Source organism: Sphingomonas sp. CFBP 13714 (genome assembly GCF_014842205.1).
Classification (GTDB): Bacteria; Pseudomonadota; Alphaproteobacteria; order Sphingomonadales; family Sphingomonadaceae; genus Sphingomonas; species Sphingomonas aerolata.
The window spans coordinates 202,411-227,338 of sequence record NZ_JACYVG010000004.1; the positions used below are offsets into that span (position 1 = coordinate 202,411).

26 protein-coding genes are annotated in these 24,928 nt (G+C 66.1%); 13 read left to right on the forward strand and 13 right to left on the reverse strand.

Features of this window, described 5'->3' with window-relative positions; translation table 11 throughout:
* Positions 1 to 166 precede the first annotated feature (166 nt).
* Both pth and IFT54_RS11105 read left to right on the forward strand, forming a co-directional pair.
* Complete coding sequence (gene pth, locus IFT54_RS11100; protein WP_031441582.1) at positions 167 to 736, forward strand: aminoacyl-tRNA hydrolase; 570 nt, start codon at positions 167 to 169, stop codon at positions 734 to 736.
* A complete protein-coding gene (locus IFT54_RS11105; protein ID WP_192070672.1) occupies positions 733 to 1,338 on the forward strand; it encodes a TIGR02466 family protein in 606 nt (201 codons plus the stop codon). Before pth ends, IFT54_RS11105 begins: the two co-directional genes overlap by 4 nt.
* Positions 1,339 to 1,519: 181 nt before the next feature.
* Here IFT54_RS11105 and IFT54_RS11110 read toward each other — a convergent pair whose 3' ends face one another.
* On the reverse strand, positions 1,520 to 2,587 hold the full coding sequence (locus IFT54_RS11110; RefSeq protein ID WP_192070673.1) for an NAD(P)-dependent alcohol dehydrogenase: 1,068 nt from the start codon (positions 2,585 to 2,587) through the stop codon (positions 1,520 to 1,522).
* Between the two features lie 339 nt (positions 2,588 to 2,926).
* Between IFT54_RS11110 and ychF the strand changes: the two genes are divergently transcribed.
* The 3 genes from ychF (at position 2,927) to IFT54_RS11125 (ending at position 5,883) form a co-directional block, all read left to right on the forward strand.
* Positions 2,927 to 4,024, forward strand: coding sequence for a redox-regulated ATPase YchF (gene ychF, locus IFT54_RS11115; RefSeq protein ID WP_056406069.1), 1,098 nt, complete (start codon positions 2,927 to 2,929; stop codon positions 4,022 to 4,024).
* 72 nt (positions 4,025 to 4,096) lie between these two features.
* A complete protein-coding gene (locus tag IFT54_RS11120) occupies positions 4,097 to 5,407 on the forward strand; it encodes an alkaline phosphatase family protein (RefSeq protein ID WP_192070674.1) in 1,311 nt (436 codons plus the stop codon).
* A gap of 14 nt (positions 5,408 to 5,421) precedes the next feature.
* Positions 5,422 to 5,883: a MaoC family dehydratase gene (locus IFT54_RS11125; protein ID WP_037529609.1), complete on the forward strand. Its 462-nt coding sequence runs from the start codon at positions 5,422 to 5,424 to the stop codon at positions 5,881 to 5,883.
* Positions 5,884 to 5,887: 4 nt separating this feature from the next.
* On the opposite strand, the gene IFT54_RS11130 is transcribed toward IFT54_RS11125, so the two are convergent.
* From IFT54_RS11130 to petA, 4 genes are all read right to left on the reverse strand, one after another.
* On the reverse strand, positions 5,888 to 6,535 hold the full coding sequence (locus tag IFT54_RS11130; protein ID WP_107045333.1) for a hypothetical protein: 648 nt from the start codon (positions 6,533 to 6,535) through the stop codon (positions 5,888 to 5,890).
* 250 nt (positions 6,536 to 6,785) lie between these two features.
* Positions 6,786 to 7,628 (reverse strand): cytochrome c1, encoded by an 843-nt coding sequence (locus IFT54_RS11135; protein ID WP_192070675.1) that lies wholly within the window; start codon positions 7,626 to 7,628, stop codon positions 6,786 to 6,788.
* Positions 7,629 to 7,649: 21 nt separating this feature from the next.
* On the reverse strand, positions 7,650 to 8,948 hold the full coding sequence (locus IFT54_RS11140) for a cytochrome b (protein ID WP_031393565.1): 1,299 nt from the start codon (positions 8,946 to 8,948) through the stop codon (positions 7,650 to 7,652).
* 10 nt (positions 8,949 to 8,958) lie between these two features.
* Entirely contained in the window at positions 8,959 to 9,525 is a 567-nt protein-coding gene (gene petA / locus IFT54_RS11145) for a ubiquinol-cytochrome c reductase iron-sulfur subunit (protein WP_042467607.1), read from the reverse strand.
* Positions 9,526 to 9,720: 195 nt separating this feature from the next.
* On the opposite strand from petA, the gene IFT54_RS11150 reads away from it, so the two are divergent.
* The 3 genes from IFT54_RS11150 to IFT54_RS11160 all read left to right on the forward strand — a co-directional run bounded on the left by IFT54_RS11150 (position 9,721) and on the right by IFT54_RS11160 (position 11,685).
* The gene (locus tag IFT54_RS11150; RefSeq protein WP_192070676.1) at positions 9,721 to 10,170 is read left to right on the forward strand and encodes a tRNA (cytidine(34)-2'-O)-methyltransferase; all 450 of its coding nucleotides are present in this window, start codon (positions 9,721 to 9,723) and stop codon (positions 10,168 to 10,170) included.
* Positions 10,171 to 10,238: 68 nt separating this feature from the next.
* Positions 10,239 to 11,081 (forward strand): oxygen-dependent coproporphyrinogen oxidase, encoded by an 843-nt coding sequence (gene hemF / locus IFT54_RS11155; RefSeq protein WP_107930071.1) that lies wholly within the window; start codon positions 10,239 to 10,241, stop codon positions 11,079 to 11,081.
* Between the two features lie 10 nt (positions 11,082 to 11,091).
* A complete protein-coding gene (locus tag IFT54_RS11160) occupies positions 11,092 to 11,685 on the forward strand; it encodes a GNAT family N-acetyltransferase (RefSeq protein WP_192070677.1) in 594 nt (197 codons plus the stop codon).
* Positions 11,686 to 11,718: 33 nt separating this feature from the next.
* Here IFT54_RS11160 and IFT54_RS11165 read toward each other — a convergent pair whose 3' ends face one another.
* Both IFT54_RS11165 and IFT54_RS11170 read right to left on the reverse strand, forming a co-directional pair.
* The gene (locus IFT54_RS11165; protein WP_037529614.1) at positions 11,719 to 12,459 is read right to left on the reverse strand and encodes a hypothetical protein; all 741 of its coding nucleotides are present in this window, start codon (positions 12,457 to 12,459) and stop codon (positions 11,719 to 11,721) included.
* Complete coding sequence (locus IFT54_RS11170; protein WP_192070678.1) at positions 12,456 to 13,289, reverse strand: hypothetical protein; 834 nt, start codon at positions 13,287 to 13,289, stop codon at positions 12,456 to 12,458. The genes IFT54_RS11165 and IFT54_RS11170 overlap by 4 nt, the downstream gene beginning before the upstream one ends.
* Positions 13,290 to 13,446: 157 nt before the next feature.
* Between IFT54_RS11170 and lipB the strand changes: the two genes are divergently transcribed.
* The 3 genes from lipB (at position 13,447) to IFT54_RS11185 (ending at position 15,496) form a co-directional block, all read left to right on the forward strand.
* On the forward strand, positions 13,447 to 14,169 hold the full coding sequence (gene lipB, locus IFT54_RS11175; RefSeq protein WP_333951985.1) for a lipoyl(octanoyl) transferase LipB: 723 nt from the start codon (positions 13,447 to 13,449) through the stop codon (positions 14,167 to 14,169).
* A gap of 91 nt (positions 14,170 to 14,260) precedes the next feature.
* Complete coding sequence (locus IFT54_RS11180; protein WP_031396007.1) at positions 14,261 to 14,509, forward strand: hypothetical protein; 249 nt, start codon at positions 14,261 to 14,263, stop codon at positions 14,507 to 14,509.
* Between the two features lie 279 nt (positions 14,510 to 14,788).
* Positions 14,789 to 15,496, forward strand: coding sequence for a hypothetical protein (locus IFT54_RS11185; protein ID WP_192070679.1), 708 nt, complete (start codon positions 14,789 to 14,791; stop codon positions 15,494 to 15,496).
* Positions 15,497 to 15,553: 57 nt separating this feature from the next.
* On the opposite strand, the gene queE is transcribed toward IFT54_RS11185, so the two are convergent.
* The 5 genes from queE to IFT54_RS11210 all read right to left on the reverse strand — a co-directional run bounded on the left by queE (position 15,554) and on the right by IFT54_RS11210 (position 20,441).
* Positions 15,554 to 16,186, reverse strand: a complete 633-nt coding sequence (queE, locus tag IFT54_RS11190) for a 7-carboxy-7-deazaguanine synthase (RefSeq protein ID WP_192070680.1) — start codon at positions 16,184 to 16,186, stop codon at positions 15,554 to 15,556.
* Between the two features lies 1 nt (position 16,187).
* A complete protein-coding gene (gene queC / locus IFT54_RS11195; protein ID WP_056406059.1) occupies positions 16,188 to 16,892 on the reverse strand; it encodes a 7-cyano-7-deazaguanine synthase QueC in 705 nt (234 codons plus the stop codon).
* A gap of 196 nt (positions 16,893 to 17,088) precedes the next feature.
* The gene (hslO, locus tag IFT54_RS11200; protein WP_031396003.1) at positions 17,089 to 17,994 is read right to left on the reverse strand and encodes an Hsp33 family molecular chaperone HslO; all 906 of its coding nucleotides are present in this window, start codon (positions 17,992 to 17,994) and stop codon (positions 17,089 to 17,091) included.
* Between the two features lie 164 nt (positions 17,995 to 18,158).
* Positions 18,159 to 19,082 (reverse strand): ornithine carbamoyltransferase, encoded by a 924-nt coding sequence (gene argF / locus IFT54_RS11205; protein WP_192070681.1) that lies wholly within the window; start codon positions 19,080 to 19,082, stop codon positions 18,159 to 18,161.
* Positions 19,083 to 19,250: 168 nt separating this feature from the next.
* Positions 19,251 to 20,441: an acetylornithine transaminase gene (locus IFT54_RS11210; RefSeq protein ID WP_192070682.1), complete on the reverse strand. Its 1,191-nt coding sequence runs from the start codon at positions 20,439 to 20,441 to the stop codon at positions 19,251 to 19,253.
* Positions 20,442 to 20,688: 247 nt separating this feature from the next.
* On the opposite strand from IFT54_RS11210, the gene IFT54_RS11215 reads away from it, so the two are divergent.
* Complete coding sequence (locus IFT54_RS11215) at positions 20,689 to 21,486, forward strand: hypothetical protein (RefSeq protein ID WP_192070683.1); 798 nt, start codon at positions 20,689 to 20,691, stop codon at positions 21,484 to 21,486.
* Positions 21,487 to 21,538: 52 nt separating this feature from the next.
* Here the strand turns inward: IFT54_RS11215 and parE are convergent, their stop codons facing one another.
* The gene (gene parE / locus IFT54_RS11220) at positions 21,539 to 23,542 is read right to left on the reverse strand and encodes a DNA topoisomerase IV subunit B (RefSeq protein WP_192070684.1); all 2,004 of its coding nucleotides are present in this window, start codon (positions 23,540 to 23,542) and stop codon (positions 21,539 to 21,541) included.
* 151 nt (positions 23,543 to 23,693) lie between these two features.
* Here parE and IFT54_RS11225 point away from each other — a divergent pair, with 151 nt between their 5' ends.
* Positions 23,694 to 24,545: an outer membrane protein gene (locus IFT54_RS11225; RefSeq protein WP_192070685.1), complete on the forward strand. Its 852-nt coding sequence runs from the start codon at positions 23,694 to 23,696 to the stop codon at positions 24,543 to 24,545.
* Positions 24,546 to 24,928 lie beyond the last annotated feature (383 nt).

The window sequence follows — 24,928 nt, forward strand, 5'->3', positions numbered from 1 at the left end:
TTTGTAAGCCATTCCGCCCCCCCAAAAAAGCCGTCCTCCCTGCGCAGGCGGGGACCCAGACCCTCGGACCTTCCTATGGAATCGAGAGGTTTGCCACTATGGGTTCCCGCCTCCGCGGGAATGACGGTTTGGGGCGCGGGCAACGATCGTTTTTGGAGAATCACACGTGCAGATCTGGGCGGGACTCGGCAATCCGGGGGCGCAATATGCGATGCACCGGCACAATGTCGGGTTCATGGTCGCCGACGCGATCGCCGCGGTGCACGGCTTCGGCGCGGTCAAGAAGCAGTTCCAGGGCTGGACGCAGGAAGGCCGGATCGGATCGGAAAAGATCCTGCTGCTGAAGCCCGCGACCTTCATGAACGAGAGCGGCCGCGCAATCGGCGAGGCGCTGCGCTTCTACAAGCTGGACGTCGACGCGCTGACGGTGTTCCACGACGAGCTCGACATCGCCCCTTTCCGCGTGAAGGTGAAGACCGGCGGCGGGACCGCGGGGCATAACGGGCTGCGCTCGACCGATCAGCATCTCGGCCCCGATTTCCGCCGCGTGCGGCTCGGCATCGGACATCCGGGTCACAAGGACCGGGTCACCGGCTATGTGCTCGGCAATTACGCCAAGACGGAGATCGAGCCGCTGTCCGACATGCTCGGCGCGATCGCCGCGGAGGCCGCGTGGCTGGCGGCGGGCGACGACGTCCGCTTCATGAATGATGTCGCTGTGAGGATGCAACCATGACCACCCGCTCGCTGTTCGCCACGCGCTTCTACGAGGCCGATCTCGGCGACGATCATCTGGTCGACGAGCTCGAGGACGCCTCGCGCGAACTGGCCAAGGCGGACCGCGCCGGCATCGGCTGGTCCAAGGCGCATGGCTATCGCGGGTATACGTCCTACGCCTCGCTCAACGACCTGCCGCTGCGCGATCCGCGGTTCGGCGATCTGGTGCGGCTGCTCAACAAGCATGTCGCAGCGTTCGCCAAGGACTGCGCGTTCGATCTGGGCGGGCGGAAGCTGAAGCTCGACAGCCTGTGGGTGAACGTCCTGAAGCCAGGCGGCGCGCATTCGGGGCATATCCATCCGCACAGCGTCGTGTCGGGGACGATGTACGTGACGATCCCCGAAGGCGCGGGCGCACTGAAGCTGGAGGATCCGCGGCTGCCGATGATGATGGCCGCGCCGACCCGGCTCGACGACGCGCCGGAGGATCTGCGGACGTTCGTCTATGCGGTGCCGAAGCCGGGGAGCGTGTTTCTTTGGGAGAGCTGGCTCAGGCATGAGGTCGTGCCGAATGCTGCGAAGGGCGAGCGGATCAGCATCAGTTTCAATTACCGGTGGTAATTTAGGGGCCGGGTGATCGTTTGAAACGACCGTTCCCCGGCGAAGGCCGGGGCCCAGTTGGGAAAGGTCGCTAACGAAGGGCTGGCCTGCATCACATTGGCCTTCCCACCTGGACCCCGGCCTTCGCCGGGGAGGTAATTGGGGGAAGCGGCACTCGCGGCGAGCGCCGCCCCCTGCCCGATCAGGCCGCCGTCTTCATCGACGCCATGTCGATGACGAAGCGATACTTCACGTCGCTCTTGACCATGCGGTCATAGGCCGGCTCGATCTCGTCCATCTTGATCATCTCGATGTCCGAGACCAGCCCGTGCTCGTTGCAGAAATCTAGCATTTCCTGAGTCTCCGCGATCCCGCCGATCAGCGAGCCTGCCAGCTGGCGACGGCGGAAGATCAGATTGCCGACCGAGGGCGACGGATGCGGCTCGGCAGGCACGCCGACCAGAGTCATCGTGCCGTCGCGCTTGAGCAGCTCGAGGAAGGGGTCGAGATTGTGCGGCGCAGCAACGGTGTTGAGGATGAAGTCGAAGCTGTTCGCATGCTCCGCCATCGCATCGGCATCCTTCGACACGATCAGGTCCTTCGCGCCGAGACGCTTGGCATCCTCGCGCTTGTTCGGCGAGGTCGAGAAGACATAGACCTCGGCGCCCATCGCGTTGGCGATCTTGACGCCCATGTGGCCGAGACCGCCGAGACCGACGATGCCGACCTTCTGCCCGGGGCCGACCTTCCAGTGCTTGAGCGGCGAATAGGTGGTGATGCCCGCGCACAGCAGCGGCGCGACCGCGGCGAGATCGGCCTCGGGATGCGAAACCTTCAGCACGAAGCCCTCGTCGACGACGATATGGTCCGAATAGCCGCCGAACGTGTGACCGCCGAGCACGGGATCGGGGCCGTTATACGTGCCGACGAACCCGGTCGTCTCGCAATATTGCTCCTCGCCATCGGTGCACGACGGGCACTGGCCGCAGCTGTCGACCATGCAGCCGACGCCGGCGATGTCGCCGACCTTGAACTTGGTGACGTCGTCACCGACCGCAGTGACGCGGCCGACGATCTCATGGCCCGGGACGCACGGATACAGCGTGCCTTCCCACTCGCCCTTGGCGGTGTGGAGATCCGAATGGCAGACGCCGCAGAACGCGATGTCGATCGCGACGTCGGTCTTGCCCGGCGCGCGGCGTTCAAAGCTGAACGGTGCGAGCGGCGTCTCGGGCGACTGGGCGGCGTAGCCCTTGGCGGTGGTGGTCATGCTATTCCTAAATCTGACTGGCAGAGCGCGATATACGCACGGGACTCGCAATATCTACCGAGCGGTACGATAATTTTGCTGCATTGCGGCAATCGCTTGGGTCGATCAGTAGAATGTTGAAATCAGCGACCACCCCGGCGAAGGCCGGGGCCCAGTTGGAAAGGTCGCAGTAACGGCGTGCCGACCTTCATGAGCAACGTCCCCCACCTGGGCCCCGGCCTTCGCCGGGGTGGGAGAGATAAGGGAAGTCGCGCCCGGTCGTGTGCGTAGGCGTCCTTGCTGGCGTTCCTCCTCGCCCTGCCCTAAAGCGCCCGCACAATCTTATACCAAGGGCATATCATGGGTTTTCGCTGCGGCATCGTGGGGCTGCCGAACGTCGGCAAGTCCACCCTCTTCAACGCGCTGACCGAGACGGCCGCGGCGCAGGCGGCGAACTATCCGTTCTGCACGATCGAGCCGAACGTCGGCAATGTCGGCGTGCCCGACAAGCGGCTCGACGCGCTGGCGAAGATCGCCGGCTCGCAGAAGATCATCGAGACCCAACTCGGCTTCGTCGACATCGCCGGCCTCGTGCGCGGCGCGTCGAAGGGCGAAGGGCTCGGCAACCAGTTCCTCGGCAACATCCGTGAGGTCGACGCGATCGTCCATGTGCTGCGCTGTTTCGAGAATGGCGACGTGACGCATGTCGACAACAAGGTCGATCCGATCGCCGATGCCGAGACGGTCGAGACCGAGCTGATGCTGAGCGATCTCGAAAGCCTGGAGAAGCGCGTCCCCAACCTCGCCAAGAAGGGCATGCAGGGCGACAAGGAGGCCAAGATCGGCGCCGCCGTGCTCGGCCAGGCGCTCGAGCTGCTCCGCGAAGGCAAGCCCGCGCGGCTGACGGTGCCCAAGGACGAGGACGAGGCGCGCGTGTTCGCGCAGGCGCAGCTGCTGACCGCCAAGCCCGTCCTGTACGTCTGCAACGTCGACGAGGGCGACGCAGCGAACGGCAATGCGCTGTCGGCGCGGGTGTTCGAGAAGGCCGCGGCCGAGGGTGCCGAGGCGGTCGTCGTGTCGGCAGCGATCGAGGCCGAGATCGCGACGATGCCCGTCGAGGATCGTGGCGAGTTCCTGGGCGAGCTGGGGCTGGAAGAAACCGGCCTCGCCCGCGTCATCACCGCAGGCTACAAGCTGCTCCACCTGCTGACCTTCTTCACGGTCGGCCCGAAGGAGGCACGCGCCTGGACCGTCCATGCGGGCGCAACCGCACCGCAGGCCGCGGGCGAGATCCACGGCGATTTCGAGAAGGGCTTCATCCGCGCCGAGACGATCGCGTTCGACGACTTCATCGCGCTGGGCGGCGAGTCCAAGGCACGCGAGGCGGGCAAGCTGCGCGCCGAGGGCAAGGCCTATGTCGTCCATGACGGCGACGTGATGCACTTCCTGCACAGCTGATCCCAACAATGTCGCGGCCCCCGCGTGTGTAGTCACGCGCCGGGGGCGGGCGTAGCGAGCAGAACAGACGGCATGAGACACGCGACGTTTTCAGCTCTGGCACTCGCGCTCGGGGGCTGTGCCTATCCGGCCACGCCCCCTGCCCTGGCGCCGGTGACCGAGGCTGCCCCCGATACCGCCACCGCCGCTCCCCAGGGCGCGCAGCCGCTGGCGGTCCGGGCACCGGTGACGATCCTCGTGTCGATCGATGGCTTCCGCCCCGATTATCTCGACCGGGGCGTCACGCCGAACCTGAACCGATTGCGCGCCGGCGGCGTCTTTGCGGCGATGCGACCCTCCTTCCCGAGCGTCACCTTCCCCAATCACTGGACCCTGGTGACCGGGCTCAGACCCGATCGCAGCGGCATCGTCGGCAACACGATGGAGGATCCCGCGCGGCCCGGTGAGAAATTCACCATGGCGAGCGACGATCCCTTCTGGTGGAGCCAAAGCTCGCCGATCTGGGTCGATGCCGAAAAGGCGGGGATCCGGACCGCGACGATGTTCTGGCCGGGCGCCAATGTCGCGGTCGGCGGCACGCCGAAACCCAACAGCCACGGCGCGATCGACGGCGGCACCCGGCCGCAGGACTGGCAGCAGTTCAACCAGCAGATCAGCGCCACGCAGCGCGTCAATGCCGTCCTCGACTGGATGCGGCGACCCGCCGCGATCCGACCAAAGCTGGTGACGCTGTATTTCGATACCGTCGACATGGCCGCGCACGACAACGGCCCCGACTCCCCCCTGACGACGCAGGCAGCCGCCGAGGTAGATGGCAGCATCGGCAGCCTCGTCGACGGGCTCGCGACGCTCGGCCAGCCGGCCAATCTGGTCATCGTGTCGGACCACGGCATGGCGGCGACCAGCAGCACACGCGTCGTCGCGATGGACCGGATTGCGGCACCGGCCGACTATCGCCTCGTCGAGACGGGCGCCTATGCGACATTGTTTGCGGTGCCCGGGCATGAGGCCGCGCTTGAGGCCAGACTGCTGCGCAAGCGCGACCACCTGCAATGCTGGCGCAAGGCGGAGATCCCGGCGCGCTTCCATTATGGCCGCAATCCGCGCGTCCCGAGCTATCTGTGCCTCGCCGACGTCGGCTGGCGCGTCGATCGGACGACGCCCACCAAGGTCTCGGCCGGCGGCTCGCACGGCTATGACAATGCCGCCCCGGAAATGCGCGCGCTGTTCATCGCGAACGGTCCTGCGTTCATCGGTGGCAAGACCATCGCGAGCTTCGACAATGTCGCGGTCGAGCCGCTGTTGCGCGACCTGATCGGGCTGCCCGCGGAACCGGGGCTGGACGGCAACGACGCGCCCTTCCAAAAGGTGCTGCGACGATAGGAGGAGCAGCGGGCGTGCAGTATTTCGAAGATATCGCAGTCGGGGCGACCGCGGCGTTCGGCCACTATCCGGTGACGCGCGACGAGGTGATCGCCTTTGCCGAGAAATACGACCCGCAGCCCTTTCATCTGTCCGACGAAGCCGCGGCGAAGACGCACTTCGGCCGGCTGTCCGCAAGCGGCTGGCATAGCTGCGCGATGACGATGGCGATGCTGGTCGAGCATATCGGCGAGCATCGCCAGGCGAGTCTCGGATCGCCCGGGATCGATGAACTGAAGTGGCTGAAGCCCGTCTATCCGGGGGACACGCTGCGCTGCGTGACCGAGGTGCTCGACAAACGGGTTTCCGCCAGCCGCCCCGAAATGGGGATCGTGAAAAGCCGGATGCAGGTGTTCAATCAGGACGATGTCATGGTGATGACGTTCGTGTCGAACGCGCTGATGCAGACGCGCCCGACGGGCGCGCCTGCATCCTGATCCGTCACTTCGGGACGGGGACGTTCATATAGGCGCCGCCCCGGCCGCCGCCGCCGCCGCCACGACCGCGGAACCCGCCGCCATTGCCGCGCTGCTGACGATATTCACGCCGGTCCTGACGTGCCTCGCCACGATAGCTCTGCCGCGCTTCACGTCGTTCGCCGCGATATTGCTCGCGCGTGATCTGACCGTCGCGCAGCTGGTTACGGTCCTCGCGCCGACCCTGACGGAAGTCACGGTTCGCGCCACGCCGGTCCTGGCGATAGTCGCGCGCGGCGGGGCTGTTGCCGCGGGCGAAATTGCCCCAGTTGCCGGCACCGCGATAATTGCCGCGACGCCCCTGCCAGTAGCGCTGTTGCGCGCCGTTCCAGCGGTGCGGACGGCGGTTGCGATCATAGACGTATCCGCCGGTACCCGGATAATAATAGTCGCCATACCAGCCATAATAGGAGCCGAGCCCGACGCCTGCATAACCGGCGCCGTATCCGCCGCCATAGCCGTCATAATAGCCGTTGCCGTAGCCGCCGCCATAATAGGGATCGCTCGCATAGCCGATCCCGCCGCCGCCATAGCCATACCCGTCGGTGCAACCGGCCACACCGAGGCCGACACCAATGGCGAGACTGACCAGTCCTAGTCGTTTGAAAAACATCGAAAATCTCCCGTACCTGGAGAGCGGACCCAACGCGCCGCCATTGGTCGCACAACAATACCCACCTACCGCAGGTTCCATGAACGACGGCTGACGCGCGCCGGGACCGCCGGTGGGCCATGGGCGCGTGGCGCCGGGACACGGGTACGGACACGGGCGGCCAGCGGATCGCCAAACGCGAAACGGCGGACCGGGTTGCCCCGATCCGCCGTCGTTCACGCCCTGATGCCGCGGTGGCCGCGGCGCGGGATCAATGCTTCACGTCACGCCAGACGTTCTGATAGGCGCCCCAGGCAAGGCCGCAGAAGACGAGGATGAAGAGGATCGACGCGACGCCGACGGCGTGCCGCGACTCCAGGTTCGGCTCTGCCGTCCAGGTCAGGAAGGCCGAGACGTCGGCCGACATCTGTTCCTTCGTCGCCCTGGTCCCGTCCGCATAGGCCACCTGATCGTCCGCGGTGATCGGCGGCGGCATCGCGATGTTGAGGTTCGCGAAATACGGGTTGTAGTAGAGACCTTCGGGCGTCTTGATGTCCGGGAACTGCTTGAGCAACGCCGCGGGCTGATCGGTGTAGCCCGTCAGCAGCGAGTGGACATAGGCCGTGCCCTCTTCGCGCGCCTTGGTGATCAGCGAGAGATCGGGCGGCAGCGCATTGTTGTTGGCGGCGCGGGCGGCGACCTCGTTGGCGAACGGCGATGGGAAGCGATCCGACGGGATGTTCTTGCGGGTCGCGGCTTCGCCAGTTTCGGGGTTGATCGTCGGCTGTTCGATCACCCACTGGTTGGCGATTGCCTTAACCTCGGGTTCCGAATAGCCGATCTTCTGGAGATCGCGGAACGACACCAGCCGCAGCGAGTGGCAGGCCGAGCATACTTCCTTGTAGACCTGGAACCCGCGCTGGAGCTGACGGCGGTCGAACTTGCCGAAGACGCCGTTCGAGGCAAGCTCGAGCTCCTTGGGATGCTTGTGCGCGACGCTCTCGGCGGACGGCGCGACGGGGTCGGTGATGACGCCCGACACGCTGCCGAAGAGCGCGATGCCGAGCACCAGCACAAAGGCGGCGCCGACCAGGGATGCGATGAGACGAACCATATATGTATCCTCTAGTCCGTATCAGTGCGCGGGCTTGGGGGAGAGCGCGGTGTGCGCCGGGCTCGTCCCGCCACGCTTGGCCAGCACCGCCTCGGTGATCGAATTGGGCAGCGGCCGGGGCCGTTCAGACCGCGAGATCAGCGGCAGGATGATCAGGAAATGCGCGAAATAATAGGCAGCGCAGATCTGGCTGAGGATCACATAGGTCGCCGTCGCCGGTGCACCGCCGCAATAGCCCAGGATCAGGATGTCGGCGACCAGCACCCAGAACGCGATCCGCGCCTTGGGGCGGTAGTTCATCGAGCGGACCGGCGAATTGTCGAGCCACGGCAGGAAGAACAGCAGCAGGATCGAGCCGAACATCGCCAGCACGCCCCAGAGCTTCGCGGGCAGGATGAAGTCCGCGGTGAAGGCGCGCAGGATCGCGTAGAACGGCCAGAAATACCATTCGGGGACGATGTGCGCGGGCGTCGAGAGCGGGTTTGCCGGGATGTAATTGTCCGGATGGCCGAGATAGTTCGGGAAGAAGAACAGCAGGCCGGCGAACACCAGCAGGAAGATGCCGAGCCCGAAGCCGTCCTTCGCGGTGTAATAGGGGTGGAACGGCACGGTATCCTGCTTGCCCTTCACGTCGACGCCGGTCGGGTTGTTCGACCCCGGGATGTGCAGCGCCCAGATGTGCAGGATGATGACGCCCGCGATCACGAACGGCAGCAGATAGTGCAGCGAAAAGAAGCGGTTGAGCGCGGCGTTGTCCGGCGCGAATCCGCCGAGCAGCCAGATGCGGATGGTGTCGCCGACGAGCGGGATCGCCGAGAAGAACCCGGTGATGACCTGCGCGCCCCAGAAGCTCATCTGCCCCCAGGGGAGGACATAGCCCATGAATGCGGTCGCCATCATCAGCAGGAAGATCGTCACGCCGAGCAGCCAGACCATCTCGCGCGGCGCCTTGTACGAGCCGTAATAGAGCCCGCGGAAGATGTGCGTGTAGACAACGATGAAGAACATCGACGCGCCGTTGGCGTGCGCATAGCGCAGGAACCAGCCCGCATTGACGTCGCGCATGATGTGTTCGACCGAGTCGAACGCCACCGCGCCGTTCGCGGCGTAATGCATCGCCAGCGTGATGCCGGTGATGATCTGGATCGCCAGCGCGGCGCCGGCGAGGACGCCGAAGTTCCAGAAATAATTGAGGTTGCGCGGGACCGGGTAACCGGCGCCGACCGCGTTGTAGACGAGCCGGGGAACGGGAAGCCGTTCATCCAGCCACCGCGTCAGCGGCAGCTTCGGTTCGTATTGCTTGGCCCAGGGAAAGCTCATGGTTGTTTCCTCAGCCTACCGTTACGACGGTGTCGGAGTTGAAGGCATAGTCCGGCACCTGAAGGTTGGTCGGTGCGGGGCCCTTGCGGATGCGCGCGGCGGTGTCGTAGGCCGAACCGTGGCACGGGCAGAAATAGCCGCCGAACGGGCCCTTGTTCTCACCCTCGCCCGCGCCGAGCGGGACGCAACCGAGATGCGTGCAGACGCCCAGTGTGATCAGCCAGTTCTTCTTGCCCGCCTTGGTCCGCTCCGCGAGCGTCTGCGGGTCGCGCAGCGTCGATACGTCGACCGCGTCGGCCTCGCTGATTTCCTTCGGCGTCAGGTTGCGCACGAACAGCGGCTGCTTGCGGAAGCTCGTCTTGATGGCCTGGCCCGGCAGGATCTTCGACAGGTCGATCTCGGTGGTCGACTGCGCCAGCACGTCGGCCGACGGGTTCATCTGGTTGATCAGCGGCAGGACGATCGCGACGGCGCCGACCCCGGCGAAGGATACGGCGGCGATATTGATGAAATCGCGGCGGCGCGGATCGTGCGCCTCTTCGTGAAACGGTTCAGGCGACTCGCCGGGTGGAACCATGTCGTCGACTATCGCCATTCATCTCGCCCTTGCAGTTTATCTTTATTCTCGTGGCCCGATGCGCATGCCGGTTCGCCGCACCGCACGCCCATCCTGCCCGACCGTCCCCACGGAGGCCCATAGGTGATAGACGGCGCAAGCCCGCTTTGCCAACAGCATTTTGACTGCAGCGCGTTCCGGATTAGAGGCAGCGGTATGCGTATCGCCCTCTACCAACCTGATATCGCCGGCAATGTCGGCGCCATTTTGCGGACCGCCGCCTGTCTCGGACTCGCGGTCGATCTGATCGAGCCGATGGGGTTCACCTGGAACGAAAAGGCGGTCGCGCGCTCCGGGATGGACTATGTCGGCGCGGTCGAGATCGTCCGGCATGTCGACTGGGCGGCGTTTCGCGACCAGGTCCGCGGGCGCATTGTCCTGCTGACGACGAAGGGCGCGGTGCGGCTCGACGCGGCGACGTTCCAGTCCGACGACGTGCTGCTGATGGGCAGCGAAGGCGCGGGCGTGCCCGACGGCGTCCATGCCCGCGCCGACCTGCGCGTGCTGATCCCGATGCGGCCCGGCCTGCGGTCGATGAACATCTCGGTCGCGACCGCGATCGTCGCGGCAGAGGCGTTGCGGCAGACGGACGGCTGGCCCGCCTGACCTACCGGGGTGAGCATCAGGCGAACGCGCCCCTTCCCCGCCCCGACCAGGATTTGTAGGACGGTGCCATGACCGAGCTCGACCCCCAGCAAGCCGCCGCCCGCATTTGGTTCGAATCGCTGCGCGACCGGATCTGCGCGGAGTTCGAGACGATCGAGCGCGAAGCCGGGTCGGATGCCGTGTTCGACTATACCCCCTGGGACCGGATCGATCCGTCGGGTGAACCCGGCGGTGGCGGCGTGCGCGGCGTCATGAAGGGCAAGGTGTTCGAAAAGGTCGGCGTCAACGTCTCGACCGTCGGCGGCATTTTCGAGGGCGAGTTCGCCAAGTCGATCCATGGTGCGGGCGAGGATCCACGGTTCTTCGCGACCGGGATCAGCCTGGTCGCGCACATGGCCAACCCGCACGTCCCCGCGGTGCACATGAACTGCCGCTTCCTCAACACGACCAAGCGCTGGTTCGGCGGCGGCGGCGATCTCAACCCGCCGCTGCCAATCGCCGAGGACACCGCCGATTTCCATGCGACGATGAAGGCCGCCTGCGACGCGCACGACCCGGCTTACTACCCGCGCTTCCGGGACTGGGCAGAGACGTATTTCCAGATCCCCCACCGCAAGGTGAACCGCGGCGTCGGCGGGATCTTCTTCGATCATCTCGACGGCGATTTCGACGCCAATTTCGCGTTCACGCGCGATGTCGGCGAGGCGTTCCTCGACGCCTATCCACGGATCGTCCGGCGGCGGATGGACACGCCGTTCACACCGCAGGACGAGGCCGCGATGCTCGAATGGCGAGGTCGTTATGCCGAGTTCAACCTCGTCTATGACCGCGGCACGCTGTTCGGGCTGAAGACCGGGGGGAATATCGAGGCGATCCTGATGAGCCTGCCGCCCCGCGCGACCTGGTCGTGAGCGGGGCCCGGTGGCGCTGATCCCCGTCGCGGACGACGTGCTCGCCACGATCGTGACCACACTCGAAATGCCGCGCAAGCCGCCGCTCAGGCCGATGCCGACCTCGCGGTTGCGGTTGCTGCGCTGGGAGCGGCCGACACTGGAGTCTTATCGCGCGCTGTTCGCCCGGGTCGGATCGCACTGGCTGTGGTTCTCAAGGCTGGCGATGGACGATGCCGCGCTCACCGCGATCCTTGGCGATCCGGGCATTGCCGTGCATGCGGTGATCGACCCGGCGGGGATCGAGGTGGGGATGCTCGAACTTGACCTGCGCCGGGCGGGCGCTTGCGAGATCTCCTATTTCGGGCTGATCCCCGAACTCGCCGGCCAGGGACATGGTCGGTGGCTGATGGCGGAGACGCTTGCCCGGGCCTGGATCAGGGGTGTCGAGCGGGTCTGGCTGCACACCTGTACGCTCGACCATCCACACGCGCTCGGCTTCTACCGCGCGCAGGGGTTCGTCGCGACGCGGCGGACGATCGAGACCTTTCCCGATCCGCGCGCGACCGGGATGCTGCCCGCCGATGTCGCGCCGCAGATCCCGTTTCTGGGCGGACGCCGCTAGACCCGCGGGCGGATCACGCCGGTCCGCGCCCGCCTAGCGCGCCAGCCGCCGATAGACCGACACCGCGATCAGCGCCATCGCGACCCCCGAGGCGGTGGCAGCCGCCGCCGCGCCGGCATCGACGAGCGCGATCGCCACCGGATTGCCTTGTCCACCGTCGCGCATCGCGCCATCGAGCGCCATGAAGGGCATGCCGAGCAGCCAGCCGCTCATATAGCCGAACGCGGCGAGCGACATGAGCGGCAGGCCGGCGCCGCGCGTCAGCGACAGGCTGCGCCGGATCGCGGCGAACGCGCCGATCGGTCCTTCGGCGACGAGCACCGGCCCGGTCATCATCGTCCGACCGAGAATGTAGAGACCGGGGATCGCATAGAGCAGCAGCCCCGCCCCCGCTGGCAGCGACACCAGGATCATCGCGAGCAGATAGCGCGGCAGGAGCGTCGCGCTGCGCCGCAGCGCTGTACCGATATCGACCCGGTCACGATCGAGATACAGCGTATAGACCGCCGCCATGCCGAAGAAGCTGAGTGCATAGGCCAGGCAGTACCAGCCGCCATTCGCTCCCGCCCAGTCGGTCACCGCCTGCGCCCAGACCAGCGCCTGCGCCTCGTCGCCCCGCGTCGCCGCATCGGGCAGCGGCGGGTCGGGCACGACGAGCGCGAGCGCGAAGGCGGGCAGGAACAGGAAGGGCCCGGCGATCCGGAGCAGCAGATCGCGGTCGCGCTTGAACAGGGCCCAGGCGTCTTTCAACACGCCCGTAAAGTCGATTTTCATTCGGTGATCGGTTTCTCTCGGGTGGCAACATAGAGCTGTGCCGTGAAGACATAGGCGAGCGCCATCAGCGCCGCACTGGCAAGCGCGCCGGCGATCCCGGCAAGGAACATCGCGGTCGGGATCTGGTCTCCGCCGAGGATCAGGCGAAAGACGAGCCCGACAACGGCCTGAGCGGCGAAGGTGGCGATCGTGAACACGATCGCGAACAGCAGAAGCACGCCGATCAGCTTCAAGGTCAGCCCGCGGGTCAGCGCGATCGACCGGCGGATCGCGCCGAGCCCGAGCCGCTCGTTGAGCACGACCGCGGTAACCAGCATCAGCCGCGCACTGGCCCAAATGGCGATCACGCCCAGCGCAAGACTGTAGAGCACGACGAACATCGCCGTCGCGCGCGGCAGCTGCGGCATTCGCGCGGGCGCGCTGGCGGCAGCGGACGCGGCGGCAAAGTCGAAATGCGACGCGATCAGCGCGATGAACACCGGCGCCATCAGGACGAGCGCAATCAGCCCGACGACGAGCGACACGCCGAGCGCGGGCAGCAGCCGCGCCCGCGCCTGACGATAGGCCTCGGTGCGGTCGGTCGAGGGTTGCGTCGCCAGCGCGAGGATCGCGAGCGACCCCAGGATCGCGAGCAACGCGGACGCCACGGCGACGATGCCGGCGACGAGCTGCACCGCCGGCTGCGGCGGAACGAGCAGGACGAGCGCATTGTTGACGACCGGCGGGAGGACCAGGGTCGGCAACGCCACCGCCGCGATCTGGCCGCTACGCCCGGACAGTACCTCGGTGGTACGATCCCAGACCGTGCCGATTTTTACGCCTCTTCCCATCCGCCTGTTCCCCGTTCGCCGCCTGGCACGCATGCCCGATACCGCCGCGACGTAGCCCAAGCCCCAGGCCTTGACCACTCCCGCGACGGTTGGACCAGCCGGCGTGACAAGCCCCCGCCCGCTTGCATCACCGGCGGCGAGTGCGCAGATGGGTCGCGTGACCGCTTCCCCCTTCCCGACCTCCGGCCGCCACGCGCCCGCCGATCCGCCGTCGCGCCTCGACGGGCTCGAATGGCGGACCGATACCGGCCTGACCCCCTATGCCACCGCGCTCGCCGAGATGGAGGCGCGCGCCGCCGCGGTGACCACCGGCGATGCGCGCGAGCTGATCTGGCTGCTCGAGCACCCGCCGGTCTACACCGCGGGGACGAGCGCGGATCCGGTTGACCTGGTCGATCCGCGCTTTCCCGTGTTCGATACCGGACGGGGCGGCAAATACACCTATCACGGGCCGGGGCAGCGGATCGGCTATCTGGTGCTCGACCTCGGACGGCGCGGGCGCGACGTCCGGCGGTTCGTCCACGCGGTCGAGGACTGGGTGATCGCGGCGCTCGGCGAGGTTGGCGTCGCCGCGTTTTCGGTCGAGGGCCGTGTCGGCATCTGGACGCGCGATCCCAATCTCGGCGGCCGCGAGGCGAAGATCGGTGCGATCGGCGTGCGCGTGAAGCGCTGGGTGACGCTGCACGGTTTTGCGGTCAATATCGATCCGGACCTGACGCATTTCGGCGGAATCGTGCCGTGCGGCCTTGCCGAATACCCTGTTACCAGCCTGAAATCGCTCGGCACGAAGGTCGACATGGCAACTTTTGACGCTGCCCTGACGTTGACGAGCGGCGTGTTCCTTGAAACACTTTCTTTGGCTCAAGAAAACGAGGCTTGAGGGCCAGGCCTTTACAGATTAATGTCCACTACGATTTGGGTATATACCTGGCCTCCAGGCCTACCAAATCCTCTATCTAGGGAGCTTCCAAATGCGTTCACTCATCTCCAAGGTTCTGACCGGTTCGCTGATCGCCAGCGCAGCGCTTGCCGTTTCGGCATGCGGTCCGAAGACCGAGACCACGACCGACAACACGATGGTCACCGACATGAATGCCACCGAAGGCATGGACACGATGACCGACAACATGACCGCCGTTGACGGCGCGATGAACGACGGCATGATGGCGAACGACACGATGATGTCGAACGACACCATGATGACCAACAACATGATGTAATTTTCCGGTTTCGGAAAATTGCGTGATGCGGGGGGCCGTCCGGGAAACCGGGCGGCCCCTTGTCGTTGGGGCCCTGTCGATGACGGGGCGGCGGGATATGCGATGCCACCGCTAGCCGTGTTTATTGCCCGCAGTGCGCGATCTCGTTTCGGCTGCGACGGAAATCTGCGGCCCGGACCGTACCCGAAGCCGCGATCGGCTGCTGGGCCCCTCAAAACAGTTGGGAGTTGGCAAGAAACGCTTTAGAAATCTCGGGATGGAATGCCCGGGGAGTTGGGAATGAAGATGGTGCGTACTGCGCTGGCGCTCTGCGCGGCGAGCGGCTCGATGGCGTTGGCTCAGCCCGCCTCGGCCCAGTTTTTTCTGCAATCACGCGATTTCTCCGCGCCGGCGGTGACCGGGGACGAGGCCGATCTCGGCCAGGCGATGCCCGACGCCACCAGCGCGGAGAAGCGCGCGGCGATGGTCTGGCACATGCGCGCGGCGCTGAACGTCGCGGCGCTCCAGTGCCAGTTCGAACCGACGCTGCTGACGGTGTCGAACTACAACGCGATTCTCGCGGATCACGGCACCGAACTGCAGGGCGCCTTCGACACGCTCGGCAAATACTTCCTCCGCGTCAACAAGGCCAAGGGCGCCAAGGCCGGCCAGGCTGCGCTCGACCAGTTCGGCACGCGCACCTATTCGAACTTCGCGACCGTCGCCGCGCAATACGGCTTTTGCCAGACGACCGCGTCGATCGGCCGTGACGCGCTGTTCACGCCGCGCGGCCAGTTCGGCGATCTGACGCTGCAGCGCACGCGCGAGCTGCGCAGAAGCCTGATCCCCTGGGGCGAACAGCGTTTCCCGCGCTATATCGGCCGCGACCGGGTGAAGATGCCGCGGCTTGACCCGATCTGCTGGAACAAGAAGGCCGAATGGGTCGCGAAGAAGTGCGGCGCGCTCGACTGGCCCCCCGCGGCGGGCGTCGGCATCGCCAACCGCTGAACGATTACCCCCCGGCCCTTGAGCCGGGGGCTTTACCTGCCGGAGCGGGAAGGCGGCCTAGCGCAGCCCCAGCATCTTGTGCGTCTGCAGCGACAGACGCCATTGCGGACGCTCCATCACCAGCGCGACACAGGCATCGCGATTGGCATCCGCCTGCGGGTCGTCGAGCGGCTGGAGCAGCAGGTTCGCGAAATCCCATGTCTCGATATCGGCGATGTCGGTACCAGGCTGCGGCCAGACCAGCTTCAGCTCGTCGCCGTGACGCTGGACGACGACACTGCCCGCCTTGGGACTGATGCACACCCAATCGATGCCGGGATGGACCGGCAGCGTGCCGTTGCTCTCGATCGCGATCCGGAAGCCTGCCGCGTGAAGCGCATCGACGATCTCATCGTCGGTCTGGAGCATCGGCTCGCCCCCGGTCAGCACGACGAACCGGTCCTGCGTGCCCGTGCCCCAAAACCCCGCCACCGCATCCGCCAGCGCTCGCGCATCGGCGAACTTGCCGCCGCCCAGCCCGTCGGTGCCGACGAAATCGGTGTCGCAGAACCGGCAGACCGCGGTCGCGCGGTCCTGTTCGCGTCCCGACCACAGATTGCACCCGGCAAAGCGCACGAACACCGCCCGGCGGCCGGCATTCACGCCCTCGCCCTGCAGCGTCAGGAACATTTCCTTGACCGCGTAACTCATGTCAGACCGGCTTGACCGCATAGACGGTGGGATCCGCGATCCCCGCCTCGTCGAAGCCGCGCGACCGGAGCCGGCAGCTATCACACTCGCCGCAATGCTTGCCGTCGGGCGTCGGATCGTAGCACGACCAGCTGAGCCCGAGGTCGAGCCCGAGCCGCGTGCCCTCACGGACGATATCCGCCTTGGTCATGTGCTGGAGCGGCGCCTGGATGCGGAACGGATCGCCCTCGACCCCCGCCTTGGTCGCGAGTTCGGCCAGCCCCTCGAACGCGGCGATGAATTCGGGGCGGCAATCGGGATAGCCCGAATAATCGAGCGCGTTGACGCCGATATAGATGTCGCGTGCGCCCGCCGCCTCGGCCCAGCCGAGCGCGAGGCTGAGGAAGATCGTGTTCCGCGCGGGGACATAGGTGACGGGGATGCCACCCGCATCATCGGTGCCGACACCGTCCTTGGGCACGTCGATATCCGCGGTGAGCGCCGAGCCGCCGAACGCGGACAGGTCCATCGGCAGGACGATGTGGCGTTCGGCGCCAAGCGCGGTGGCGACGCGGCGCGCGGCGTCGAGCTCGACGCGGTGACGCTGGTTATAGTCGAATGACAGCGCGAGCAGGCGCCGGCCGGATTCCCGCAGCATGGCGGCGGAAACCATCGAGTCGAGGCCGCCCGAGACGAGGGCGACCGCTAAGGGAGCTGATGATGTCATGATGCGCGACGCGCTAGGCCAGACCGCGGCAAAAAGAAAGGGCCGCCCGAAGGCGGCCCTGAAAGGTTGGCGCTTAAAGCAGCCTCAAGGGAGAAACGTGCTGAAATCTCTAAAGCACGTGGGAGGTATAGCCCGGCGCGGTAAACAGCGCATTAACGCCGCGCAATTTCCCGCCGTCACGCGCCTGAGAAACGCGTCATTCCTCGACCGGAACCGGGAATTTCTTTGCACAGAATGCGCAGTCGACCTGGATGAAGCCACTCTCGTCCGCCATGTCGCGGCGTTCGTCGATCGGGAATTTCGCGATCACGCCCCGGATATAGTCGGGATCGCACCGGCAGCCACGCGTGATGGGAATATCGGCGAGGATGCGGACGTCGCTGTCCTCGTTGAACAACCGCCACACCAAAGTCTCGAGCGGGAGCGCCGCATCGGTCAGCTCGTCCGCGCCCATCGTGTTGCCGAGCGTCGCGACATGCTCCCATTCGGGATGGTCGAGCTTGGTATGCAGCCGCTCGCGTCCGTCCTCGCCCTCGGGCAGATGCTGGAGGAACAGGCCGCCCGCGACGCAGCGCCCGTCGGGGCCCTTCGCCATGCCGGTGCGGACCATCGTCGGGATCTGCTCGGACTGGGTGAAATAGCTCTGCGCGGCCTCAGACAGCGTATCGCCGTCGAGCGGGACGATGCCCTGATACCGCTCGTTGCTGCTCGCCATGTCGAAGGTGATCGCGAGATAGCCTTGGCCGAACAGGGCGAACAGCGTCGGCTCGGCGGGCGCCTGGGCAAGCTTGTCCGCGTCATATTCGATATAGCCGCGCACCTCGCCGCCGCGATAATCACAGACCAGCAACTGGACGACGCCATTGTCGGTCCGGGTCTGCATCGTCAGCTGGCCGCTCGCGTCCTTCAGCGTCGAGCCGATGAGCGCGGCGAGCGTCAGCGCCTCGGCGAGCAGCTTCTCGATCGCAGGCGGATAGGCGTGCGCGGCGAGCACCTCGTCGAGCGCGGTGCCGAGCCGGACGATTCGGCCACGAGCGCTGCGCGCGGGGATCGCAAACGCCAGCGCGCGGTCGAGATCGGTCATGTTGGGGTCGTTCACCATCGTTCCTTCGGCATCCCCCGTCGCGGCGTCATCCCCGCGCAGGCGGGGATGCAGAGCGACATACGCTGGTGGTCTGATCACCAGCTCGGAGTTTATGGATTCCCGCCTCCGCGGGAATGACGGAAATGGGGGCTGACCTGCGCCCGATCAACCAACCGGGCGCTTCAGCCGATCTGCCCGAAGCACCAGCGCAGCACCGATTTCTGCGCGTGGAGGCGGTTTTCGGCCTCCTGCCAGATCAGCGACTGCGGGCCGTCGATCACCTCGGGCGTGACCTCCTCGCCGCGATGCGCAGGGAGGCAGTGGAGGAACTTCGCATCGGGCCGCGCGAGCGCCATCAGCGCGGCGTCGACCTGATAGGGGGCAAGGGCCTTCAGCTTGCTCTCGGCATTGGCCTGCCCCATCGAGATCCAGGTGTCGGTGACGATGATGTCCGCACCGTCGACCGCCTCGCGCGGATCGGCGACGACGCGCGCGCGGCCAGAGGCGCGGACGATCGCCTCCTCCTCGGGCTGGAACCCCTGCGGGCAGGCGGCGACGACGTCGAATTGCATCAGCCCGGCGGCCTCGACGATCGAGGCAAGCACGTTGTTGCCATCGCCCAGCCACGCGACCTTGAGCCCGGGCAGCGCCTTGCCGCTCTCGATGATCGTCAGCAGGTCGGCCATGATCTGGCACGGATGCGACGCGTCGGTCAGCCCGTTGATGACGGGGACGCTGGCATGATGCGCCATCTCCTCGACCTTGGCATGATCGTCGGTGCGGATCATGATCGCGTCGACATAGCCCGACAGCACGCGCGCGGTGTCGGCGATCGATTCGCCGCGCCCGAGCTGCATGCTGCCGGCATCGGCGACGATCGATGTCCCGCCGAGCTGGCGGATCGCCATGTCGAAGCTGAACCGTGTACGCGTCGAGTTTTTTTCGAACACCATCGCCAGCGTGTGGCCGGCAAGCGGGGCGTCATCATCCGTGCGGCCCTTGGGGAAGCCGGCGCGCGCGGCCTTGCGATCGAGCGCGTCGGCAAGCATCGCGGCGACGCCGTCGGGGCCGGCGTCGGTGAGATTCAGGAAATGGCGGTTGTTCATGGTAACGACCCCGTAAGAAGTTCCGTTCGTCCTGAGTAGGGGCTGAGCGAAGCCGAAGACCCATATCGAAGGACAGTGCCCCAAGCGGGCCAGTCCTTCGATACGCCACTTCGACTTCGCTCAGTGGCTACTCAGGACGAACGGGGTTTAGTGACCGCGCAAAGGCGCTCAATCGTCGGCGGCCGGCACATAAACGCGCGCGGCGGTCGACAGCTTGTCGATGCATTCGGCGATATGGCTCTCGTCGATCACCAGCGGCGGCAGGATGCGGATGACGTTCTCCCCCGCGGCCACCAGCAGCAGGTTGTGATGATCGCGCGCGAACGCGACGAACGCACGGCTGTCGCTTTTCAGCTTCAGCCCGAGCATCAGCCCGGTGCCACGCACGCTGTCGAACAGGTGATCATGGTTGGGGATCATCTGTTCGAGGCCCTGCCGCAACCGATCGCCCATCGTGGCGACATGCTCGAGGAACCCGTCCTCGAGGATTACGTCGAGCACCGCCTCGCCCGCCGCCATCCCGAGCGGGTTGCCGCCATAGGTCGAGCCGTGCGTGCCCGCGACCATGCCCTTGGCCGCCTCCTCGGTCGCAAGGCACGCGCCGAGCGGGAAGCCGCCGCCGATCCCCTTGGCGACCGACATGATGTCGGGGGTGATGCCGTAAAGCTCGTGCGCGAACAGCTTGCCGGTCCGACCATAGCCGCACTGGACCTCGTCGAGCACCAGCAGCAGGCCGTGCTCGTCGCACGCCTTGCGCAGGCCCTGGAGGAATTCGGGGCTCGCCTGGCGGATACCGCCCTCGCCCTGGATCGGCTCGACCAGGAACCCTGCGGTGTTGTCGTCGATCAGCGCGAGCGCACCCTCGAGATCGTTGAACTTGGCATAGGCGAATCCGGGCAACAGCGGCTCAAACCCGTCGCGCATCTTGGCCTGATTGGTCGCCGAGATCGTCCCGAGCGTGCGGCCGTGGAACGCGGTGTCGAACGTGATCAGCGTGTGACGCTCGGGATTGCCGTTCGCGAAATGATAGCGGCGCACGGTCTTGATCGCGCACTCGACCGCTTCTGCACCCGAATTGGTGAAGAACACGGTGTCGGCGAACGTATTGTCGACGAGCCGCTGCGCGAGATGCTCGCCCTGTGGTGACCCGTACAGGTTCGACACGTGCATCAGCGTCGCGGCCTGATCGGCGATCGCCTTGGTCAGATGGGGGTGGCCATGGCCAAGCGCGTTGACCGCGATACCGCTGGCGAAGTCGAGATATTGCTGGCCGTCCTCACCGAACAGATAGGCGCCCTCGCCTCGGACCGGACGCACGCCACACCGCGGGTAGACGGGCATGAGCGGGGTGATGGTCACAGGCGCTTCCTCTTCGAAACGAGAAGGGCGGCCCGTGATGGACCGCCCCGGAGGCGCCTAATACCGGTGACGGGGGATGGGCGTCAACACCGCGGACGTCCGACGCAGCCCTGTCTGATCCGTACCAAGGCGCGGACTCCGCTTGCGGCGCCCCGGCAGCACGCGCAATCTTCCCCTCGGCTCCATCCGACGTCGCAAACGCGCCGGCGCAAGCCCAGTCGCGTCCCCATCGAGAGGAGGTTGACGTATGAAACGCTATGCGACCGGCCTGGCAGTGATGCTGGCCATGGCTCTTGCCACCACCCCCGCGCTTGCCAAGGGCGTGTTCGACGGCACCTGGAAAGGAGACGTGAAGGCAAGCAAGCCTGCAGAGAAGCCCTCGATCATCCTCCTGCAGGCGGGCACCTTCAGCTGCACGACGTGCAATCCCGCGCTGAAATTCCCCGCCGATGGCGCGTTTCACCCGATCGTCGGCAATCCCTATTATGACGAGGCATCGGTCGCGGTGGTGGATGCGACGACGGTCAAGCGGGCGTTCCGGAAGAGCGGAAAGACAGTCGCCGAGGCGACGGTGACGCTGGCCGCGGACGGGCAGAGTTCGTCCTCCGCCTTTGTCGACCGGACCGCACCGAGTGGCGTGGAGGTGACGGGAACGACGGTCAATGTGCGCGTCGCACCCGCCCCGGCGGGTGCCCATGCGTTATCGGGTGCGTGGCGCGAAACCACGGAAACGCAGGTATCCGACACGGGTCTCGTCTTCACCTTCGCACAGGACGGGAAGACCATGGCCTTCTCGACGCCGACCGGCATATCCTATGCCGCGACGATCGACGGTCCGCCGGCAACGGTGACCGGGGATCCGGGCTGGACGAAGGTCGCTTTGAAACAAACCGGACCGACGACTTTGTTCGAAACCGATTACGAGGGCGATACGCCGATCGGTACGTATAGCATGTCGCTCTCGCCCGACGGCACGACGATGACCACCGCGGTCAACGACCTGAAACACGGGAAGACCTCGACGATGGTCGCGCACAGGCAGTAATTCCGGAAGCAAGCGGGGGCGGCTATCGAACGGCCCCCGCTTGCCCCAATGGTCAAGCGTCGATCGCTTCCTCGTCAAGCCGGCCGGCATTTTCCTGAATGAAGGCAAAGCGGTGCGCGGGGTTGTTGCCCATCAGGCGGTCGACCAGGTCCTTCACCCCTGCCCGGTCCTCATATTCCTGCGGCAGGGTGATGCGCAGCATGCCGCGCGTCGCGGGGTCCATCGTCGTCTCGCGGAGCTGGCCCGGGTTCATCTCGCCAAGGCCCTTGAAGCGGCCGACATCGACCTTCTTGCCCTTGAACACCGTGCGTTCGAGTTCGGCGCGGTGTGCGTCGTCGCGCGCATAGACGCTCTTGGTACCGACGGTCAGGCGGTAGAGCGGCGGCTGCGCGAGATAGAGGTGCCCGCGGCGGACGATGTCGGGCATCTCCTGAAAGAAGAACGTCATCAGCAGCGTCGCGATATGCGCGCCGTCGACGTCGGCGTCGGTCATGATGACGACCCGTTCGTAGCGCAGATTGTCTGCCACGCAGTCCTTCCGCGTGCCGCAGCCGAGCGCCAGCGTCAGGTCGGCGATCTCCTGGTTCGCGAAGATCTTCGCACTGGTCGCGGACGCGACGTTCAGGATCTTGCCGCGGATCGGCAGGATCGCCTGCGTCTTGCGATCGCGCGCCTGCTTGGCCGAGCCGCCAGCGGAATCGCCCTCGACGATGAACAGCTCGGTGCCTTCGGGCGAGTTGGCGGAACAGTCGGTCAGCTTGCCGGGCAGCCGCAATTTGCGGGCGGACGTCGCGGTCTTGCGCTTGACGTCGCGTTCCTGCTTGCGGCGCAGGCGCTCGTCCATCCGCTCGAGCACATAGTTCAGCAGCGCCTTGCCGCGGTCCATATTGTGGCTGAGGAAATGGTCGAAATGGTCGCGCACCGCCTTCTCGACGAGGCCCGCGGCCTCGGGGCTGGTCAGGCGATCCTTGGTCTGGCTCTGGAATTGCGGTTCGCGGATGAACACCGACAACATCAGCTCGCTGCCGATCATCACGTCGTCCGCGCTGATATCCTTGGTCTTCTTGTTGCCGACCAGATCGCCGAACGCGCGCAGGCCGCGGACCAGCGCCTGCCGCAGGCCCTGTTCGTGCGTGCCGCCATCGGGGGTCGGGATGGTGTTGCAATACCAGCTGTACGAGCCGTCGCTCCACAGCGGCCAGGCGATCGCCCATTCGACGCGCCCCTGCGTCTCGCCCTGCGCGCTCGGAAAATCCTGCGAGCCGGAGAAGAAGTCGGCGGTCGCGCATTCGCGGCCCGCGACCTGGTCGCGCAGATGGTCGGCGAGCCCGCCGGGGAACTGGAACACCGCCTGCGCGGGCGTATCGTCGCTGATCAGTTCGGGCGCGCAGTGCCAGCGAATCTCGACGCCCGCGAACAGATAGGCCTTGGACCGGACGAGCTTGTGCAGCCGCTGCGGCTTGAAGTGCAGCTCGTTGCCGAAGATCTCGGTGTCGGGCGTGAAGGCGACGCTGGTGCCGCGGCGGTTGGGGGTGGTCCCGAGCCGCTCGATCGGGCCGAGCGTCTGCCCCTTGGCGAAGCGCTGGCGATAGAGCTGGCGGTCGCGCGCGACCTCGACGACGGTGTCGGACGACAGCGCGTTGACGACGCTGATGCCGACGCCGTGCAGACCGCCCGAGGTCGCATAGGCCTTGCCCGCGAACTTGCCGCCCGAATGCAGCGTCGAAAGGATCACCTCGAGCGCAGACTTGTCGGGGAATTTGGGATGCGGATCGACGGGGATGCCGCGGCCATTGTCGACGATCGTCAGGCGGTTGCCGGGCTCGAGCGTGACCTCGATCCGCGTCGCGTGACCCGCGACCGCCTCGTCCATCGCATTGTCGAGCACTTCGGCGGCAAGGTGGTGCAGCGCACGCTCGTCGGTACCGCCGACATACATGCCCGGGCGGCGGCGGACGGGTTCGAGCCCCTCGAGCACCTCGATCGAGGAGGCATCATAGGTGGGGGCGGTCTTTGACGGGGTTGTGAACAGGCCTTCGGGCAGGTCTTCTGGCATGACGTGGTATATGGCTTAGCCACCCATCCTTGCAAGCGCGCAACCGCTGTTGCGGAAAAGCCACAACATGAACTTTCTGTCATGTTCGCGGATATATTGGCGGGACGCCCCGTTTCTTGGCTGTCTTAGATCAATCATATCCGGAGCTTACATGCGCACATCCCTCTATGCCGGCCTCGCTGGCGCGGTCATTCTAGGTCTCACGGCATCGCCGGCATTCGCGCAGGAGACCACCGAGGACACACCGTTCAACGGTCTCTATGTCGGCGCAGCGGGCGGTTATGACGTGCAGCCAAACGATGCAGGATCGTCGATCCTGTTCGACCGCAACCTTGACGGGCGGTTCGGGGATGCGGTGACGACGGCAGCCGGCGCCAACGCGTTCAGCAGCGGGTTCTGCAACGGCGCGACGACCGCGACGACGCTGACCGGTGGCCGCGGCTGCCGCAAGGACAAGGACGGCGCCGCTTATTATGGCCGCGTCGGCATGGACACGCAGCGCGGCAACATCGTCGTCGGTGTGGTCGGCGAATTCGGCAAGAGCGAGATCACCGACAGCGTCACCGCCTTCTCGACGACGCCCGCCAGCTACGTGATGACGCGCAGCGTCGACTGGGAAGCCTCGATCCGCGGCCGTGCAGGCTATGCCGTCAACACCACGCTGTTCTACGGCACGTTCGGTGCGGGCTATGCCAAGATCGACCGGGATTTCTACAGCACCAACACCGGCAACGCCTATCAGCAGAGCGGCAAGCGCCAGCAGTTCGGCATCCTCGGCGGCGGCGGTATCGAGCAGAAGGTCACGCCGAACATCTCGGTCGGCATGGAATATATGTTCCACCAGTATCAGGACGACGACTTCCGCGTACGCGTGACGCAGGGCACGCAGCCGGCGACGAACCCGTTCGTGCTGGCGCCGAACACGACCGGCACGGACTTCCGTCGCAGCGACGACAAGTTCCGCTGGCACAGCCTACGCGCGACGGCGGCGTTCCGGTTCTAAGCGCAGGGGGTATGACGCCAGACGGCGTCATACCCCCAAGCTCGGCCGGCGTCGCACCAGCGACGTCCGACGACGCGGCTTCGCCGCGGCGCGGGTGAGAATAAAGGGCCGCTTCCCCACACGGGAGGCGGCCCTTTTTCGTTGATGTGGTTTCCCCAAGGCACCACCCCGGCGAAGGCCGCGTCCCAGTTGGGGGGCGGAGGCAACCACGCGTTGCCCGCCGTTACTACGGCCTTCCCAACTGGGCCCCGGCCTTCGCCGGGGTGGTGCTGGGGTGCTGGACGGCGGGACGCGCAGATCTTGAGTCCAGCGCCTGGCAAATCCAAGAAAAAGGCCGCCTCTCAGCAAGAAGCGGCCCAACGTTCTGGTCAGTGGATACCCCA

What these genes read in the sequence shown, in the direction of transcription:
- IFT54_RS11165 (WP_037529614.1), bottom strand. Translation starts at nt 12,459, where the DNA reads ATGAAAATCGACTTTACGGGCGTGTTGAAAGACGCCTGGGCCCTGTTC.
- IFT54_RS11225 (WP_192070685.1), top strand. Translation starts at nt 23,694, where the DNA reads ATGCGCACATCCCTCTATGCCGGCCTCGCTGGCGCGGTCATTCTAGGT.
- IFT54_RS11150 (WP_192070676.1), top strand. Translation starts at nt 9,721, where the DNA reads ATGCGTATCGCCCTCTACCAACCTGATATCGCCGGCAATGTCGGCGCC.
- IFT54_RS11215 (WP_192070683.1), top strand. Translation starts at nt 20,689, where the DNA reads ATGAAACGCTATGCGACCGGCCTGGCAGTGATGCTGGCCATGGCTCTT.
- queE (WP_192070680.1), bottom strand. Translation starts at nt 16,186, where the DNA reads ATGAGTTACGCGGTCAAGGAAATGTTCCTGACGCTGCAGGGCGAGGGC.
- hemF (WP_107930071.1), top strand. Translation starts at nt 10,239, where the DNA reads ATGACCGAGCTCGACCCCCAGCAAGCCGCCGCCCGCATTTGGTTCGAA.
- IFT54_RS11135 (WP_192070675.1), bottom strand. Translation starts at nt 7,628, where the DNA reads ATGGTTCGTCTCATCGCATCCCTGGTCGGCGCCGCCTTTGTGCTGGTG.
- IFT54_RS11105 (WP_192070672.1), top strand. Translation starts at nt 733, where the DNA reads ATGACCACCCGCTCGCTGTTCGCCACGCGCTTCTACGAGGCCGATCTC.
- queC (WP_056406059.1), bottom strand. Translation starts at nt 16,892, where the DNA reads ATGACATCATCAGCTCCCTTAGCGGTCGCCCTCGTCTCGGGCGGCCTC.
- hslO (WP_031396003.1), bottom strand. Translation starts at nt 17,994, where the DNA reads ATGGTGAACGACCCCAACATGACCGATCTCGACCGCGCGCTGGCGTTT.
- IFT54_RS11120 (WP_192070674.1), top strand. Translation starts at nt 4,097, where the DNA reads ATGAGACACGCGACGTTTTCAGCTCTGGCACTCGCGCTCGGGGGCTGT.
- IFT54_RS11170 (WP_192070678.1), bottom strand. Translation starts at nt 13,289, where the DNA reads ATGGGAAGAGGCGTAAAAATCGGCACGGTCTGGGATCGTACCACCGAG.
- IFT54_RS11130 (WP_107045333.1), bottom strand. Translation starts at nt 6,535, where the DNA reads ATGTTTTTCAAACGACTAGGACTGGTCAGTCTCGCCATTGGTGTCGGC.
- IFT54_RS11185 (WP_192070679.1), top strand. Translation starts at nt 14,789, where the DNA reads ATGAAGATGGTGCGTACTGCGCTGGCGCTCTGCGCGGCGAGCGGCTCG.
- argF (WP_192070681.1), bottom strand. Translation starts at nt 19,082, where the DNA reads ATGAACAACCGCCATTTCCTGAATCTCACCGACGCCGGCCCCGACGGC.
- petA (WP_042467607.1), bottom strand. Translation starts at nt 9,525, where the DNA reads ATGGTTCCACCCGGCGAGTCGCCTGAACCGTTTCACGAAGAGGCGCAC.
- IFT54_RS11140 (WP_031393565.1), bottom strand. Translation starts at nt 8,948, where the DNA reads ATGAGCTTTCCCTGGGCCAAGCAATACGAACCGAAGCTGCCGCTGACG.
- ychF (WP_056406069.1), top strand. Translation starts at nt 2,927, where the DNA reads ATGGGTTTTCGCTGCGGCATCGTGGGGCTGCCGAACGTCGGCAAGTCC.
- IFT54_RS11110 (WP_192070673.1), bottom strand. Translation starts at nt 2,587, where the DNA reads ATGACCACCACCGCCAAGGGCTACGCCGCCCAGTCGCCCGAGACGCCG.
- IFT54_RS11180 (WP_031396007.1), top strand. Translation starts at nt 14,261, where the DNA reads ATGCGTTCACTCATCTCCAAGGTTCTGACCGGTTCGCTGATCGCCAGC.
- parE (WP_192070684.1), bottom strand. Translation starts at nt 23,542, where the DNA reads ATGCCAGAAGACCTGCCCGAAGGCCTGTTCACAACCCCGTCAAAGACC.